Source organism: Pseudomonas sp. E6002 (genome assembly GCF_013385565.1).
Taxonomy (GTDB): domain Bacteria; phylum Pseudomonadota; class Gammaproteobacteria; order Pseudomonadales; family Pseudomonadaceae; genus Aquipseudomonas.
The window spans coordinates 14,716-29,312 of the sequence record NZ_JACAPT010000056.1 but is presented as its reverse complement, the minus strand read 5'-3'; the positions used below and the strand labels follow the sequence as shown (position 1 = coordinate 29,312).

Sequence of the window (14,597 nt, the reverse complement as noted above, 5' to 3'; positions counted from 1 at the left end):
TACTACAGAAAGTGGCCGACATTGTTCCAGCCATTGAGCGATTTGTGAACCCGCTCTCGTCGATCAGCCCCCATCAATGACCTTTGCCGGAATGCCCGCCGGAATGCTCTGCACCCGGCGCTGCTGCATTGCCTTCACGCCCGGGCTTGCCGCCCTCACCGGCGTGGACCGCTGCGGCAGCCTTGGCCTTTTCGGCCTCCTTGCCCAGCTGATCGACGGCAGCCAGGTTACTTTTGCGCACACTGTCGACAAACCCCTGGAACGGCACATCGGTGATGCCGACCAGGCCGAAGTGGCCGTTTTCGCCGTCAAGCAAACGGCCGGTAACCGGCTGGTCCAGGTACTGGAACCAATGCACGCCGACGATCGACGGCTCGGCCATGGCCTGCTTCAGGAAGTTGGCGTAGGCAACCCCACGATCCTCTTCCCGGGCCAACTGCGTCACGCCGCCCCAGAACGGGCCGCGGTCCGCCGAGCCGAAGTTGAATTCGGTGATCAGCACCGGCTTGTCCAACGTCCGCAGGGCCGCGAAGTCGTAGCCGTCCTGAGGCTTGAGGGTGTACATGTTGAAGCTCAGCACATCGCAATATTGCGCGCAGGACGCCACCGCTTCCGGCGTGCTGACCGCGTATCGGCCACCCAGCAACAGCTGGTTGGGCGCATGCCATTTCAATGCATCGGAGATGGTCTTGAAGTAGGCGTCGGCAAAGGTCTTCTGGAAGTACTTGAAGTCCGCTTCGATTTCCGGGTGCTCCGGGCTTGGCATTGGCGGCACAAAGCCCGGGTCTTCCATCAGTTCCCAGGCGGGCAGCTCGATGCCCCAGGCCCTGGAAAGCCCCTCCTGGTTGCGGTACTTGTCGCGCAATTGCTTGAGAAACGCGCGCTTGGCCGGCACGTCGGTGGTCATGCGCAGGGTGCCGTAGGCCAGGGCGTAGCGGGATTTCGCATCATCACCGGGACCGGCCCAGGCCAGTTCGTTGTCGGCAAAGAAGCCGATCAGCCACGGGTCGTCGCGATGGTCACGGGCGGCAATTGCCACCGCACGCTCGGTGGCCATGGCGAAGCGCGGGTCGAACGGGTCGGGCATGCCGCCCCACCAATCGGTGCCGGTGCTGATGCTCGCGTAATCACCGACGATCGACAGTGGCAAGGTGTAAGGCACGCGGTCGGCGGTCGCCAGCTGCGGCGCACTCCAGTTGCCGACAGTATTGAAACCCCAGGCCCGCAGGCGGTCGAGGGTGTGGCTGACCCAGCGTTTCTGGTCGAAACCTTCCGGAGCACAAGGTGCCGGCGGCACGCACGGCTGGCCATAGGTACGCTGCAGGTTGGCGCCATAGAAGTCGTACCAGCGGCCGACATTAAAGCTGCGCCCCTGATCGGCACCATTGCCGCTGCGGCTGTCACCGCTGCCGTAGTATTTGTCGAAAGGCTCGCCGGCCTTGGGCAGCGCGGCAAACATCCATTCGCGGCCCGCCACGTAGGTCTGGCTGTTGTCCGGGGCGACGGTGTTGACGCCCAGGGAGTAGAACGGATGGCCTTCCGGTGTCACCAGGTACCAGCGCCCGTCGCGCTTCTCGGTGCGGAAGAAGCCGCTGGCGTCAAAGGCCGGGCCCTTGTTCCAGCCGCCGAATTTGTCCAGGGAGGCCTTGTCGCGCTCGGCCAGCCAGCCCTTGAGCTGTTGCTGTTCCTTGACCGCTGCGGCCCTCAACTGCTCGTCGCTGCTGACTTTCTCCGGCCACCGGGCGCGGGTGGACTGCCCATAGGCGTCCACCAGATCGCTGTAGGTAGCCTTGAGTACCGGCGCGATGTCCTGCACGCCAAAGCGTTCGAGCAAGATGCTTTGGGCAACGTTCGGCTTGATCATCGACAGGGTCACCGACACGATCTGGCTGCGGTCGATCTCCCCTTCGCTGCTGGCCAGCAGCACGCGCTGGCCATCGACAGTGATCGGCATCGGCGGGCCGGCCTTCATCCCCTGGCTCAGGGGCGAGTTGGCTTGCAGCGGAATCAACAGCGTTTGCGCGGGACCGGCTGGCAGGTCGATACGGCTGAACAGCGTCCGGCCGTCATTGCTCTGCACCTTGACGTACAGGGTCAGCGCCCAGTCCATCGCACTTTGAATCCGCAGGCTCATGGCACCGGATTGCGACCAGTCCCAGGCGCCGGTCTGCGGGCTGAGCACCAGGCTCGGTTCGGCCGCCGGGTTGAAGGTGATACGGCGCAGCACTTCGCCTTCAGCGGTTTGTTCGGCGTTGTATTGCGGCAGGCTGGCGTCCTGGGTCGCCACCTTGACCACATCGGCGGGCCGTACAAAGTTGAACAAGGTTTGTTGCCCGGCAGGCGCAGCCAGCAATGGCGCGGCAAACAACAGGGCAAAAACAGCGGGCAGCGTGCGAATCATGTGAACAAGGTTCTCCCAAACGGCCGGTGACTGGCCTGATGACGTGAAGCGATGGTGAGATAGACCACAAAGTGGGCGAATTCGCCCACTGGGCCTTAAGAAATTTCCCGCCGAAACGGCGGTAAAGCATTCAGGATAGCTTTCCCATAGCGCTGGGTAACCAGACGCCGGTCAAGCAAGGTGATGGTGCCGCGATCTTCTTCGGTACGCAGCAGGCGGCCGCAGGCCTGGACCAGTTTCAAGGAAGCGTCCGGCACCGAGATCTCCATGAACGGATTGCCGCCCCGGGCTTCGATCCATTCGGCCAACGCGGCTTCCACCGGATCATCCGGCACCGAGAACGGGATCTTGGCGATCACCACGTGTTCGCAGTAGGCACCGGGCAAATCCACACCCTCGGCGAAACTCGCGAGGCCGAACAGCACGCTGGAATCGCCGCCATCCACCCGCGCCTTGTGCTTGTTCAGGGTTTCCTGTTTCGACAGGTTGCCCTGGATAAACACTTGCTTGCGCCAGTCACGGTCGAGGCCGTCGAACACGTCCTGCATCTGTTTGCGGGACGAGAACAACACCAGCGTGCCCCGTGAGCCCTCCACCAATGATGGCAGGTCACGAATGATCGCCGCCGTATGGGCCGGCGCATCCCGTGGGTCGGCCTTGAGGTCCGGTACCCGCAGCACACCGGCGTCGGCGTGATGGAACGGGCTGGGCACCACGGCGGTGACGGCCTTCTTCGGCAGCCCGGCGCGCATGCGGAAGCGGTCGAAGGTGCCCAGGGCCGTCAGCGTAGCCGAGGTGACCAAGGCACCGTAGGCCACGTTCCACAGATTGCGTCGGAGCATTTCCGCCGCCAGGATCGGGCTGGCGTTGACCTCGATATCGAACAGCGCACCGCTTTCCGACAGGGTCAGCCAACGGGCCATGGGCGGGTTGTCTTCCGGGTCTTCGACGGTAAAGGCAGTCCACAACTCCCAGTTGCCCTGGGAACGGGACAGCAGGCTGCCAAACAGCGGGTACCATTCTTCAGCCTGATTGCTGGCGATGCCGATATTGACCTCGCCATCCATGCCTTCCTTGAGCAAATCGGTGAGACGGGTGAACAAGTCGGTCAGGCGCGAAAAGCCCTTTTTCAGCTCGACGCCCATTTCGCGCATGTGCTCGGGGATCAGCCCGCCAACGAAACGATGGCGCGGCCGTTCGCGGCCTTCCACGTCTTCGCCGGGCTTGAAGTCTGCCACCTGCTCGCAGGCGCTGAACATGAATTGCTGCTGGGTCTTGATCTCCCGCGCCAGCTCCGGCACCTGCTCGATCAACTTGCCCAGGTCGCCCGGCAGCGGGTGCTGGGCGAGCAACTTGGTGAGGTTCTTGGCCGTGGTTTCCAGCCAGTCGGCGGTGGAGCGCAGCCGCGTGTAGTGAGCAAAGTGGCCGATGGCCTTGTCGGGCAGGTGATGGCCTTCGTCGAACACGTAGAGTGTGTCGCGCGGGTCGGGCAACACGGCGCCGCCCCCCAGGGCCAGGTCGGCGAGGACCATGTCATGGTTGGTGACAATAACGTCGACCTTGCCCATGCCCTCCCGGGCCTTGTAGAAGGCGCACTGGCCGAAGTTGGGGCAATGCCGGTTGGTGCACTGGCTGTGATCGGTGGTCAGCCGTGCCCAGTCGGCGTCTTCCAGGGCATTGGGCCAGCTGTCGCGGTCGCCGTCCCATTTATTGCCCGCCAGTTTCTCGATCATGCTGGTAAACAGCTTCTGACTGACCTCATCGACTTCGATCTTGAAGCCTTCTTCTTCGAACAGCGAGGCAGTGGCGGTTTGCGCGTGGCCTTCCTGCAACAGCACGTCGAGCTTGGACAGGCACATATAGCGCCCACGGCCCTTGGCCAGGGCGAAGGTGAAATTCAGGCCGCTGTTGCGCATCAGGTCGGGCAGGTCTTTGTAGACAATCTGCTCTTGCAGGGCGACGGTGGCAGTGGCAATCACCAGGCGCTTGCCGGCGGCCTTGGCGGTGGGGATCGCCGCCAGGCTGTAGGCCACGGTTTTACCGGTACCGGTGCCGGCCTCGACGGCCACCACGGCGGGGTCGCCACTGCGCCGACCTTCGTCGTCGGTGTCGATATCCCCGAGGACCTTGGCGACTTCGGCGATCATCAGGCGCTGGCCGTACCGCGGTTTCAAGCTCTTGGCTTCGAGAAAACGCGAGTAGGCGCCCTGGATCGTGGTTTTGAGTTCAGTGCTGATCATGGATAGTCGGGCGCAAAAAACGCTGGATAAATTTTCAGTGGTTCGGATCGGCCGCTATCATACCCCGCTAATTAATCCCGCGCAGAACGGAGTACCCCAATGACCGTCTTTAGCTTCGCTTACACCCTGCATGTACTGGCCGCCCTGATCTGGGTCGGCGGTATGTTTTTCGCCTGGATGATCCTGCGCCCCGCCGCCATGGCCGCGCTGGACGGGCCGGCCCGGCTGAAACTCTGGGTAAATGTGTTTCAACGTTTTTTCGTGTGGGTCTGGGTGGCGGTGCTGGTGTTGCCGATCAGCGGTGTCGGCCTGCTGCAACTGCGCTTCAGCGGGTTTGAGACCGCGCCGCGTTATGTACAGGTCATGATGGGGTTGTATGTGGTGATGACGGCGCTGTTTATCCGGATTCAGGCGCTGAAGTTGCCGGAGCTGCGCGTGGCGGTGGCGGCTGAGGATTGGCCGGCCGGGGCTGCGGCGTTGGGGCAGATTCGTAAATTGGTGGGGATCAACTTGATAGTGGGGTTGGTGCTGGTGGCGATTGCTTCGGCACGGCCGATGTTCTGAAGCGCCTAGTAGACCGCTTTCGCGAGCAAGCCCGCTCCCACATTTGGAATGCGTTTCAAATGTGGGAGCGGGCTTGCTCGCGAAAGCGTCAGGCCAGTCGCCTCAGAGCCTCTGAATGGTCACAGCACCCGCAGGCCCCGCTGGCCCCGGCTGCCCTTCCAACCCGGCCCGGCCCTTTTCGCCGCCATCCGCGCGGTACACCAGGCACCCCTTGGACTGCCCGCCTTTACCCGGCTTGCCCGCCGTGCCCGCCAAACCACCGGCTCCGCCGTCCACCCAGACCTTGATCTTCTCGCCCGGGAAGTCCTGCGGCAATTCCACACGGACCTGCGCGCCCGCCGCGCCCGGCAGCCCGTCGCCGCCGTTGTCGCCATTGGCACCGCGCCCGGCCGAACCCCAGGTGCAGCCCGGGTCTTCGCCGTTGGCACCATCCAGCCCGGCATAACCCTGGGCACCCGCGCCACCGCGGGCATCCACCGACAGCTCATCGGCCGTCAGCGAGTTAATCCGCAACACCAGGTCACGCCCCGCCTTGGCCGGGCGCTCATGGGTACCGGGAGCGCCGCGTGAGGTGATCTGACTGCCCTGCTCCAGCTGCGCCTGACGCACCTGCAGTTGCAACGTGGTGCTACCGGGCACGATGGCGATTCGCGCGTCGCGGCCCAGGTGCAGTTCATCCACGGTCACCTGGGTGATATTGGCGGGAATCAGCAAGGTGCCGTAATCCGCCACGTCCAGTCGCTCCAGTTGCAACACGCCACTGCTGTTGGGCAGGCGCATCAACGAGTTGGTCTCGACGCTGACGCTCTGGGCCAGGGCAATGGGGCTGACCAGCAGGGCCAACAGAAAAACCTTACGCATGATTGGCCTCCTTGTTTACATCATTAGCCGGTGTCGGCGTCGAAAAGCTCTGCACATGGAACATACCCACCAGCAGGATCTGCAAGCGGTCACGCCAGGGATGGGCACGGGTTTTCACACTGCCGTTGAACAACAGCAGTTCCAGAACATGGGTCAGCAACAACAGGCTGCCGGCCAGGTTGACCAACAGGTGGAACGGGTTGATCAGCGGTGTGATCAGGTTGACCACCACCACGCCCCAGAACAGCAACGTCAAGAATTTACCCAGCCCCCAAAACACCTTCATCCCGCACGCTCCCCTTGCACATTATTCTTTGGGCGCACAGTAACGACTTCTACAGGCGTTGTGCCAGTGAAGGATTAAAAAATTGATGAAGGGGCCCCTGGGGATTCCACAGGGGCCTTGAGGCGGGGTCAGCGGTTGATCTGGATTTCCACGCGGCGGTTCAGCGCGCGGCCATCAGCGGTTTTGTTATCGGCTACGGGGTGGCTTTCGCCGGCGCCGGTCACGGAGACAAAACTGCTGCGCGGGATGCCGGAACTGACCAGGTAGTCGGTCACCGAATGAGCGCGTCGTTCAGAGAGTTTCTGGTTGTAGGCATCTTTACCGACACTGTCGGTATGCCCGCTGACGCGCAACTGCGCACTCGGGGCCTCTTTTTTCAGGCGGGTGGCAATCACGTCGAGCTTGGTTTTGTCGGCAGCCGTGAGCTTCGCGGAGTCGAACTCGAAGTGCACGTCACGAATCACGATGGTTTCTTCCTTGACCACCACCACTTCCTCTTGAACCACCGCTACCGGCAACGGAGGGCAGCCATTGGCGTCGACCTGCACGCCTTTTGGCGTGCCAGGGCACTTGTCGCGACTGTCCGGTACGCCATCGCCGTCCTCGTCACCGTCGCCATGCACCCAGCAATAGGCGCCAGCCATGCCGCCAATCAGCAGTGCGCCGTAGCCTGCATAGGACGAGCTTTGGGTCGCACCAATGGCAGCACCTGTCACACCGCCGACGGCGGCACAGGTGGGCCAGTCGGTTTTTTGCAAGCCTGCGCAACCTGTCAATACTCCGGTTAGCAGAACCAAGGGTAGAGCTGTCCGCATGATGCTCATCTGACTTTCTCCTGAGGGGATCGGCGGGGGCCGACGAGTGGAGTAAAGACGGCTCTTTTCATCTGCGCCAGCGTGTCACACCCCAGTATTCATTGGGCCGAGCGGTTTATTCTCGCCGCCCGCTCTAGGCCCGCACGCTCAGGCAGGCTAGTCTCTACGGTCCTGATGTGAGGATCTTCGATGACTGCCGGTATTTCTTCCCGTACACCCCAGCAAGCGCTCGCTGCGCTGCTTGATCTTCACGCGCCCAAACGCCTGCTGTTATTGGGCGCCAGCCAGTTCCCGGCGCTGGATGCCTTTAAGGAAGCACACCCGGATACCGTGGTGTCCTTCGCCGAGCCCGGCCCCTTGCCCACCGACCTCGCGGCCCAGCGTTTTGACCTGGCACTGGCGGTCGGTTGCCTGGAACACCTGTCAAAACCTGCGGGCCTGACCCTGCTGGGGGGCATCCGCAACCTCAATGCCAGTCGCATTGCGGTGCTGGTGGACCTGGAGGCCTGCCACTGGAAAGACACCGATTTCTTCTCCCTGGCCCTGCAAGCCAGCGAGCGTTTCCAGCGCGACGATCAGGTTTTGACGCTGTTTACCTATGATCTGCTTGACTATAAACAGGTGCCGGATTGGCTGAACGCCCGCTTCTGGGCCAACCCGCAAAACTTTGGAAAGTATTGGTGGTAACCCAATGAGTACATCCATTTGCCCCTGCGGCAGCGGCAACCTGCTGGATGCCTGCTGCGGTCATTATCACGCCGGCCACCCGGCCCCCTGCGCCGAAGCGCTGATGCGTTCGCGCTACAGCGCCTACGTGTTGGGACTGGTGGACTACCTGGTGGCAACCACCCTGCCTGCGCAGCAAGCCGGGCTGGACACGGCCGCCATCGGCGCCTGGAGCGCCCAAAGCACCTGGCTGGGCCTTTCAGTGGAAAGCTCCGAGGTGTTCGGCGGCCAGCCGGAACACGCCTTCGTGACCTTTACCGCTCGCTGGCATGACAGCACCGGCGAACACAGCCACCGCGAGCGCTCATCTTTCGTACAGAACAATGAGCACTGGTACTTTATCGACCCGACAGTGGACGTGAAGGCCGGGCGTAATGACGCCTGCGTGTGTGGCAGCGGGCAGAAATTCAAGAAGTGCTGTTCCGGCTACCTCTGACATTCATTGATACCCGACAGGCTCTCGCTTGCTATGCTGACTCTTCACACGGAGTAACGGCATGGTTTCTCAGGCGCGGGTATTCAGGACTTACAGCCTTCTGCTGGCATTGATGCTGGGGCTCTCCGGCTGCGCGTCGTGGTTCGCCGACGATACGCCCGCCCCCGAGGTGCGTCTGGTCAAGATCGACCCCGTGCGGGTCAAGTTGCTGGAGCAGAAGTTCAAGCTGTATTTCCGCGTGGATAACCGTGACGACAACGACCTGACCGTACGCGGCCTGGTTTACAAGGTCAGCCTCGGCACGATGGTGCTGACCGAAGGCGAGTCCAACGAATGGCTGACCGTGCCACCCCACAGCCACGCTTTTTTCCGGGTATCGGTGCGCACCAACCTGTGGCCGCAGATCCGCGATGTGGTCGACATGCTGAAAAATCCGCGCGATCCCGTGCCCTATCGTCTTGAAGGCGAGTTGAAAACCGGTTTATTTATCGGGAACGACGTGCAGGTGTTGCGCAATGGCGAGATAATCCCCGGCGATTTTATTCCGGAGCGACATCGATGACTCAGCAACCCCATGTCCATGGTCCCGACTGCAACCACGATCACGATCATCATGATCACGACCACGGCCATGTCCACGGCCCGAACTGCGGCCACGCTCACCAGGAGCCGGTGCGCAATACGTTGAAGGACGTGGGTCGTAACGATCCTTGCCCGTGCGGCAGCGAGAAGAAATTCAAGAAGTGCCACGGGGCTTGAGTTAAGAAACCCGATTCTCGAAACACTGCACATCCAAATGTGGGAGCGGGCTTGCTCGCGAAAGCGCAGTGTCAGTCAACCTCTCTGTTACTGATACACCGCTTTCGCGAGCAAGCCCGCTCCCACATTTAGCCTGTATTTCAAGGCCAGGATTTGCGCTGAAACTCCAACACCACTTCCAATCCCCCACCCTCCCGATTGCTCAAGCTCAACCGCCCGTCATGGGCACTGGCGATCGTATGCGCGATACTCAGCCCCAGCCCGTAACCACCGGTTTCCACATTGCGTGAGCCTTCCACCCGGTAAAACGGCTCCATCACCTGTTCCAGTTGTTCCTGGGGAATCCCCGGCCCACGGTCGCTGATGACAATCTTCAAGCTGTCCGCCTTGTCCTCTACCCGCACCACCACCTCGGAGCCATAACGCACCGCGTTCTCCAGCAGGTTCTGCACACAACGCTTGAGACTGCGGGCATACCCCGGCAATGGCTGTTTGGCCCGCCCTTCTATCGTCACCGTCTCGCCCACGTCCTGCAGGTCCGCCTGCAAGCTTTGCAGCAAGGCGTTGATGTCGATGTTCTGGCGCTTCTCGTTGATTTCGCCGCTGCTGACGAAGTCCAGGGTGCTGGAAACCATGTGCTCCATTTCTTCCAGGTCGCTGCGAAAACGTTCTTTGGTGCGGTTGTCGTCGAGCATTTCCGTACGTAACCGCAGGCGCGTAATGGGCGAGCGCAGGTCGTGGGAAATCGCCGCCAGGAAGCGCGTGCGCTCGGCGATATTGGCGATCAGCCGCTGCTGCATGGCGTTGAACGCCTGGGCGGCACGGCGCACTTCGGTGGGCCCATCGAGGGCCAGCGGTGGCCGCTGGATGTCCCGGCCCAAGGCTTCGGCAGCCTTGGCCAGGGCGTTGAGCGGGCGAATGGCCAGGCGCACCGCCACCAGGGCAATGATCACCAGCACCAATACCCGCAGCAGATAAATGCGCATCACGTAATCGAACAGCAAGTCCATCGGCGAAGTACTGGTCCAGCCTTGTTCCTCGGTGGCCTGCACCTGCAGCCAGCGCCCGTCCGGCAAACGCAGGTCAATCAGGAATTGCCCCACCACAGGCCTGGAGCTGAGCAGAGTCGACAGCCCGGCATGCTGGCCCTCGGCATCCAGCAACTTGAGGCTCAACAGATGCAGGTTCTGGGTGTAGCCGGTTTTCTCCGAGAGCACTTTATTCAGCAAGCGCTCGGTGGCCTGGTCGCTGTCGCTGATGCTGCTTGTCACATCACTGGCCTGGTCACTCAGGGTCAGGCGAAAGCGCGGCGTATCAAGCAGCTTGATCAGCAGATCCGCCTGCGCCGGATCGCTGTGTACCAGCCGCACCACGTCCGCCAGCCGCGTGGCGATCAGCCGGCTGGGGATTTCCAGCACCTGGCCGTGGCGCATGTCGTACCAGATGCTGCTGGTCAGGGCCTGGGCCCCGAGCATGCCGCTGACCAGGATCAGCACCAGCCGGCCGAACAGCGAACGCGGCAGCAGTTTCACGATTGCAGCGCCACGTCGTCGGCGGTGAGCATGTAACCCTCGTTGCGCACGGTCTTGATCAACCCGGCCGGCAACTGCGAGCGCAGTCGGCTGACGCACACATCAATCGAGCGGTCGAACGGCGTGCTGTCTTTGTCGAACACATGGTTGAGCAAAAAGTCGCGGCTCAGCGGCCGGTTGGGATGCTGCAACAACAGGCGCAACACCCGGTAATCGGAGTTGCCGAGGCTGACCACCACGCCTTCCGGCGAAAGCAATTGGCGGGCCCGGGTGTCCAGCTGCCAGCCGGCAAAGCTGATGCTCGGTGCTTCATCGAGCCGCGCCCGGTCCGGAAAACTCTGCACCCGGCGCAGCACCACCTTGATCCGCACCAGCAACTCCCGCGGGTCGAACGGCTTGGGCAGGTAATCGTCGGCGCCGATTTCCAGGCCGACGATCCGGTCGATCAGCGTGCCCTTGGCGGTGAGCATGATCACCGGCGTGTTGGAGCTGACGCGCAATTCGCGGCACAAACTCAGGCCGTCTTCGCCGGGCAACATCAGGTCGAGGACGATCAGGTCGATGACATTCAGCGCCAGGCGGCGGCGCATTTCCTTGCCGTCGCCGGCGGTGGACACCTGGAAGCCGGCGTCACTCAGGTAGTCGCACAGCAATTGGCGGATTTGCGGGTCGTCATCAACGATCAGCAGGTGGTCTTGCTTGGCCATGGGGCAATTCGTCCGAAACTCAAAAGGCAGGAGATAGCCGAAACTTCAGCCAGGAGTACGCGCAAATGTAATGGAATGTTGTGGGAAGCGGTAATCACGCATCCACATTACAAAGCCACGGCATGGCGGCCGGTATCGGTCTTTAGACTACCGAATCTAAATGAGATTAATTGTAATTTAGCCTAGGTCACTCCGAATGCCATTGCCTACCCCGCGCGCCCTGTCGCTGCAATCTACCCTTGCGCCGATGTTCGGCCTGCTTGCCGCCGGCAGCGTTTCTCCCACCGCCTGGGCCGATGCGCCGGTGGCGGCGTCGAATGATTCGGCGCTGAGCCTGCCGGAAATCAAGATCGACGGTGAAGCCACTTCCGCCTTTAAAGTCGACCGGGTGACCTCGGCAAAAATCAGCCAGCCGCTGCTTGATGCCCCGCAAAGCGTAACCATCGTCCCGCAGCAAGTGCTCAAGGAGCAAAACGCGCAGACCTTGCAGGAAGTGTTGCGCAACGTGCCGGGCATCACCTTCATGTCCGGCGAAGGCAACCTGGGCTGGGGCGACCTGTTTTCGATTCGCGGGTTTTCCTCGGAGCAGAGCCTGACCGTCGACGGTGTGCGCGATGCCGGCCAATCGACCCGCACCGACACCTTCAACCTGCAACAGGCAGAAGTGTTCAAGGGCACCGGCTCGATCGAATCCGGCGTTTCCGCGGTAGGCGGCAGCGTCAACCTGGTGAGTAAAGAGGCGCATCTGGGGGATGCCAACAAACTCTCGGCCGGCATCGGCACCGACAGCTACCGCCGCCTCACCGGCGATTTCAACCAACAACTGAATGACACCACCGCCCTGCGCATCAACCTGATGAAGCACTACAACCAGGTGGCCGAGCGTGACGACGTGGACTACGACCGCTGGGGCATCGCGACCTCCCTCGGCTTCGGCCTGGGCACCGACACCCGCCTGTTTATCGACACCTTCTACCAGAAGGACGACAACACGCCGGACGGCGGTGTGCCGATCCAGCGCGGCACCGACGGCGACCGCATGCCGGGAGTCAAGCGCTCCAACTGGTATGGCGACTCGCACCTGTACACCCAGCAGACCAAAACCACTTCGCTGACCACCCGCTTCGAGCATGATTTCGACTGGAACGAAGCGACCCTGAAGAACCAGACCAAGTGGGAGCGTACCGACAACTTCGCGGTGCTCTCGCCCGCGCGCTTCTTCGCCGCCAACGGCAATGGCCAAAAAACCTGCACCGGCACGCGCTGTGCGACCTTGGGCTACACCGGCGTAGGACCGATCAGCCAAGTGCCCGGCAGCACGGTAAATGCCTACCCGGGATACGCCAACAGCGGTAACACCGCCTACGGTATTTTGCGAGGGAGCGACTTCGGCCAGTCGACGCGCTATACCATCCTCGACAACCAGACCGACTTCGCCTTCAAGCTCAATACCGACGGGCTGGAACACGCGGTGGTCAGCGGGCTCGAGTTCTATCACGAGACCTACGGCGGCCTGAAACGCAACGCCGAAGTGCCGGCCGGCGATCTGTTCTTCGACATGAACGACCCGAACCACAGCTTTGCCAGCACCGAAGTGACCAAGGGTGAAGGCCAGCCACGCTCGGTGATCGACAACGCCGGCATCTACCTGGGCGATACCGTCACCCTGAATGAACAGTGGCAAGTGCTCGGCTCCCTGCGCTACGACAACTGGCAGGCCAAAACCACCCAGCGTGGCCAAGCGTCCATCGACAGCACCGACGGTGCCGTGAGCGGCCGGGTCGGCGCGGTGTACAAGCCGTTGCCTAACGGCAGCATCTACGTGTCCTACAGCGAAGCGGCACAACCGTCAGCCCTGGGCGCGTCGACCAACAACCAGATCTACGGCGCCGCGAGCACCAGCAACTACACCCCGGCCAAGTCGAAGACCTACGAGATCGGCACCAAGTGGGACATTGCCCACGACCTGCTGAACGTCACCGCCGCGATCTTCCGCACCGAACTGGACAACTCCTGGGAATACCAGGACGGCGAAAGCGCTCCGGTACGCGCCCTCCCCGCCAAGCGCGTAGACGGTGTGGAACTGGGCCTGCAAGGCAATATCAGCCCGCGCTGGACGGTGTACAGCGGGTTCTCCGCGCTGAAAAGCACCCAGACCAAAGGGGCCAACAAAGGCGAGGAAGCCAAGAACGTTCCCGACCTGACCGCCAACCTGTGGACCACCTACGCCGTCACCGACGACCTGAGCCTGAGTTACGGCGCGCAATACGTAGGACGCCGCCGCTACAGCGACAACAAATACGTCGGCGGCCTGAACAACAACAGCAGCTACGCCACCGGCCCGTCCGGCGTGTACGCGATCTACACCCGTGACCACGAAAAGGCCCCCGGCTACTGGCTCAACAACGTGGCTGCGCAATACAAAGTGACCAGGCAAACCACGGTCAACCTCAACCTGAACAACGTGTTTAACAAGTTCTACTACAGCCAGATCGGCGCGTCCCTGGACGGCTTCCAGCTCTACGGCATTCCGGGCGCCGGGCGCACGCTCACCGCCAGTGTCGACTATGAGTTTTAAGCCGTGCTGATCGAAATCCCCGGCCTGTTGAGTGCCGAAGAAGTCGCGGTGGCCGTCGCCACCCTGCTCGATCAACCGTGGGTCGACGGCAAGGTCACTGCCGGGCAACGCTCGGCCATGGCGAAAAACAACCGGCAGCTGTCGGAAGACGCGCCGGTAGCGATTCGCCTGGGTGAGCAGATTCTGTCGCGGCTGTCGGACAACGCGCTGTTCATGTCCGCCGCCCTGCCGAAGAAAATCTACCCGCCGCTGTTCAACCGCTACAGCGCCGGCGAAGCCTTCGACTGGCATATCGACAATGCGATTCGCGGCCTCAAGGGTGTGCGCGAACGGGTGCGCACCGACATCTCCGCCACCTTGTTCCTGGCTGATCCGGCCAGCTACGACGGCGGCGAACTGGTGATCCGCGACACCTTCGGCGAGCACGCGGTGAAGCTGCCCGCCGGGCACCTGCTGATTTATCCCGGCAGCAGTTTGCACAAGATCAACCCGGTCACCCGCGGCGAGCGCATCGCCAGTTTCTTCTGGGTCGAAAGCCTGGTGCGCGAAGACAGCCAGCGCCAACTGCTGCTGGACATGGACGTGGCGATTCAACGCCTCACCGCGCAACACGCCGACGACCACGCGCTGCTGCAACTGAGCGGCGCCTATCACAACCTTTTGCGGCGCTGGAGCGATGTCTGATGCGCCGC

14 protein-coding genes are annotated in these 14,597 nt (G+C 62.2%); 7 read left to right on the top strand and 7 right to left on the bottom strand.

Features of this window, described 5'->3' with window-relative positions; all coding sequences use genetic code 11:
* Positions 1-73: 73 nt before the first annotated feature.
* Together HX815_RS30690 and dinG are read right to left on the bottom strand one after the other, a co-directional pair.
* On the bottom strand, positions 74-2,401 hold the full coding sequence (locus tag HX815_RS30690; protein WP_008432094.1) for a beta-galactosidase: 2,328 nt from the start codon (positions 2,399-2,401) through the stop codon (positions 74-76).
* 95 nt (positions 2,402-2,496) lie between these two features.
* The gene (gene dinG / locus HX815_RS30685) at positions 2,497-4,641 is read right to left on the bottom strand and encodes an ATP-dependent DNA helicase DinG (protein WP_008432096.1); all 2,145 of its coding nucleotides are present in this window, start codon (positions 4,639-4,641) and stop codon (positions 2,497-2,499) included.
* A 99-nt stretch (positions 4,642-4,740) separates the two neighbouring features.
* Here dinG and HX815_RS30680 point away from each other — a divergent pair, with 99 nt between their 5' ends.
* Positions 4,741-5,205, top strand: a complete 465-nt coding sequence (locus tag HX815_RS30680; protein ID WP_003213709.1) for a CopD family protein — start codon at positions 4,741-4,743, stop codon at positions 5,203-5,205.
* A 102-nt stretch (positions 5,206-5,307) separates the two neighbouring features.
* Here the strand turns inward: HX815_RS30680 and HX815_RS30675 are convergent, their stop codons facing one another.
* The 3 genes from HX815_RS30675 to HX815_RS30665 all read right to left on the bottom strand — a co-directional run bounded on the left by HX815_RS30675 (position 5,308) and on the right by HX815_RS30665 (position 7,176).
* Positions 5,308-6,066 (bottom strand): hypothetical protein, encoded by a 759-nt coding sequence (locus tag HX815_RS30675; RefSeq protein WP_003213707.1) that lies wholly within the window; start codon positions 6,064-6,066, stop codon positions 5,308-5,310.
* Entirely contained in the window at positions 6,059-6,352 is a 294-nt protein-coding gene (locus tag HX815_RS30670; protein ID WP_177029451.1) for a DUF1145 domain-containing protein, read from the bottom strand. The genes HX815_RS30675 and HX815_RS30670 overlap by 8 nt, the downstream gene beginning before the upstream one ends.
* Before the next feature lie 128 nt (positions 6,353-6,480).
* Positions 6,481-7,176 (bottom strand): OmpA family protein, encoded by a 696-nt coding sequence (locus tag HX815_RS30665; RefSeq protein WP_177029450.1) that lies wholly within the window; start codon positions 7,174-7,176, stop codon positions 6,481-6,483.
* 180 nt (positions 7,177-7,356) lie between these two features.
* Between HX815_RS30665 and HX815_RS30660 the strand changes: the two genes are divergently transcribed.
* The 4 genes from HX815_RS30660 (at position 7,357) to HX815_RS30645 (ending at position 9,088) form a co-directional block, all read left to right on the top strand.
* A complete protein-coding gene (locus HX815_RS30660; RefSeq protein WP_008432105.1) occupies positions 7,357-7,854 on the top strand; it encodes a DUF6231 family protein in 498 nt (165 codons plus the stop codon).
* Between the two features lie 4 nt (positions 7,855-7,858).
* Positions 7,859-8,329: a YchJ family protein gene (locus HX815_RS30655; RefSeq protein WP_003213699.1), complete on the top strand. Its 471-nt coding sequence runs from the start codon at positions 7,859-7,861 to the stop codon at positions 8,327-8,329.
* A gap of 61 nt (positions 8,330-8,390) precedes the next feature.
* Positions 8,391-8,891 carry an LEA type 2 family protein gene (locus tag HX815_RS30650; protein ID WP_177029449.1) on the top strand — a complete coding sequence of 167 codons (501 nt, stop codon included), beginning with the start codon at positions 8,391-8,393 and terminating at the stop codon, positions 8,889-8,891.
* The gene (locus tag HX815_RS30645; RefSeq protein WP_003213695.1) at positions 8,888-9,088 is read left to right on the top strand and encodes an SEC-C metal-binding domain-containing protein; all 201 of its coding nucleotides are present in this window, start codon (positions 8,888-8,890) and stop codon (positions 9,086-9,088) included. Before HX815_RS30650 ends, HX815_RS30645 begins: the two co-directional genes overlap by 4 nt.
* 140 nt (positions 9,089-9,228) lie before the next feature.
* Here the strand turns inward: HX815_RS30645 and HX815_RS30640 are convergent, their stop codons facing one another.
* Together HX815_RS30640 and HX815_RS30635 are read right to left on the bottom strand one after the other, a co-directional pair.
* Complete coding sequence (locus HX815_RS30640; protein WP_177029448.1) at positions 9,229-10,620, bottom strand: ATP-binding protein; 1,392 nt, start codon at positions 10,618-10,620, stop codon at positions 9,229-9,231.
* Positions 10,617-11,327, bottom strand: coding sequence for a response regulator (locus tag HX815_RS30635; RefSeq protein WP_003213692.1), 711 nt, complete (start codon positions 11,325-11,327; stop codon positions 10,617-10,619). The genes HX815_RS30640 and HX815_RS30635 overlap by 4 nt, the downstream gene beginning before the upstream one ends.
* Positions 11,328-11,523: 196 nt before the next feature.
* Here HX815_RS30635 and HX815_RS30630 point away from each other — a divergent pair, with 196 nt between their 5' ends.
* On the top strand, positions 11,524-13,905 hold the full coding sequence (locus HX815_RS30630; RefSeq protein WP_177029447.1) for a TonB-dependent siderophore receptor: 2,382 nt from the start codon (positions 11,524-11,526) through the stop codon (positions 13,903-13,905).
* 3 nt (positions 13,906-13,908) lie between these two features.
* The gene (locus tag HX815_RS30625) at positions 13,909-14,589 is read left to right on the top strand and encodes a Fe2+-dependent dioxygenase (protein WP_177029446.1); all 681 of its coding nucleotides are present in this window, start codon (positions 13,909-13,911) and stop codon (positions 14,587-14,589) included.
* Positions 14,590-14,597 lie beyond the last annotated feature (8 nt).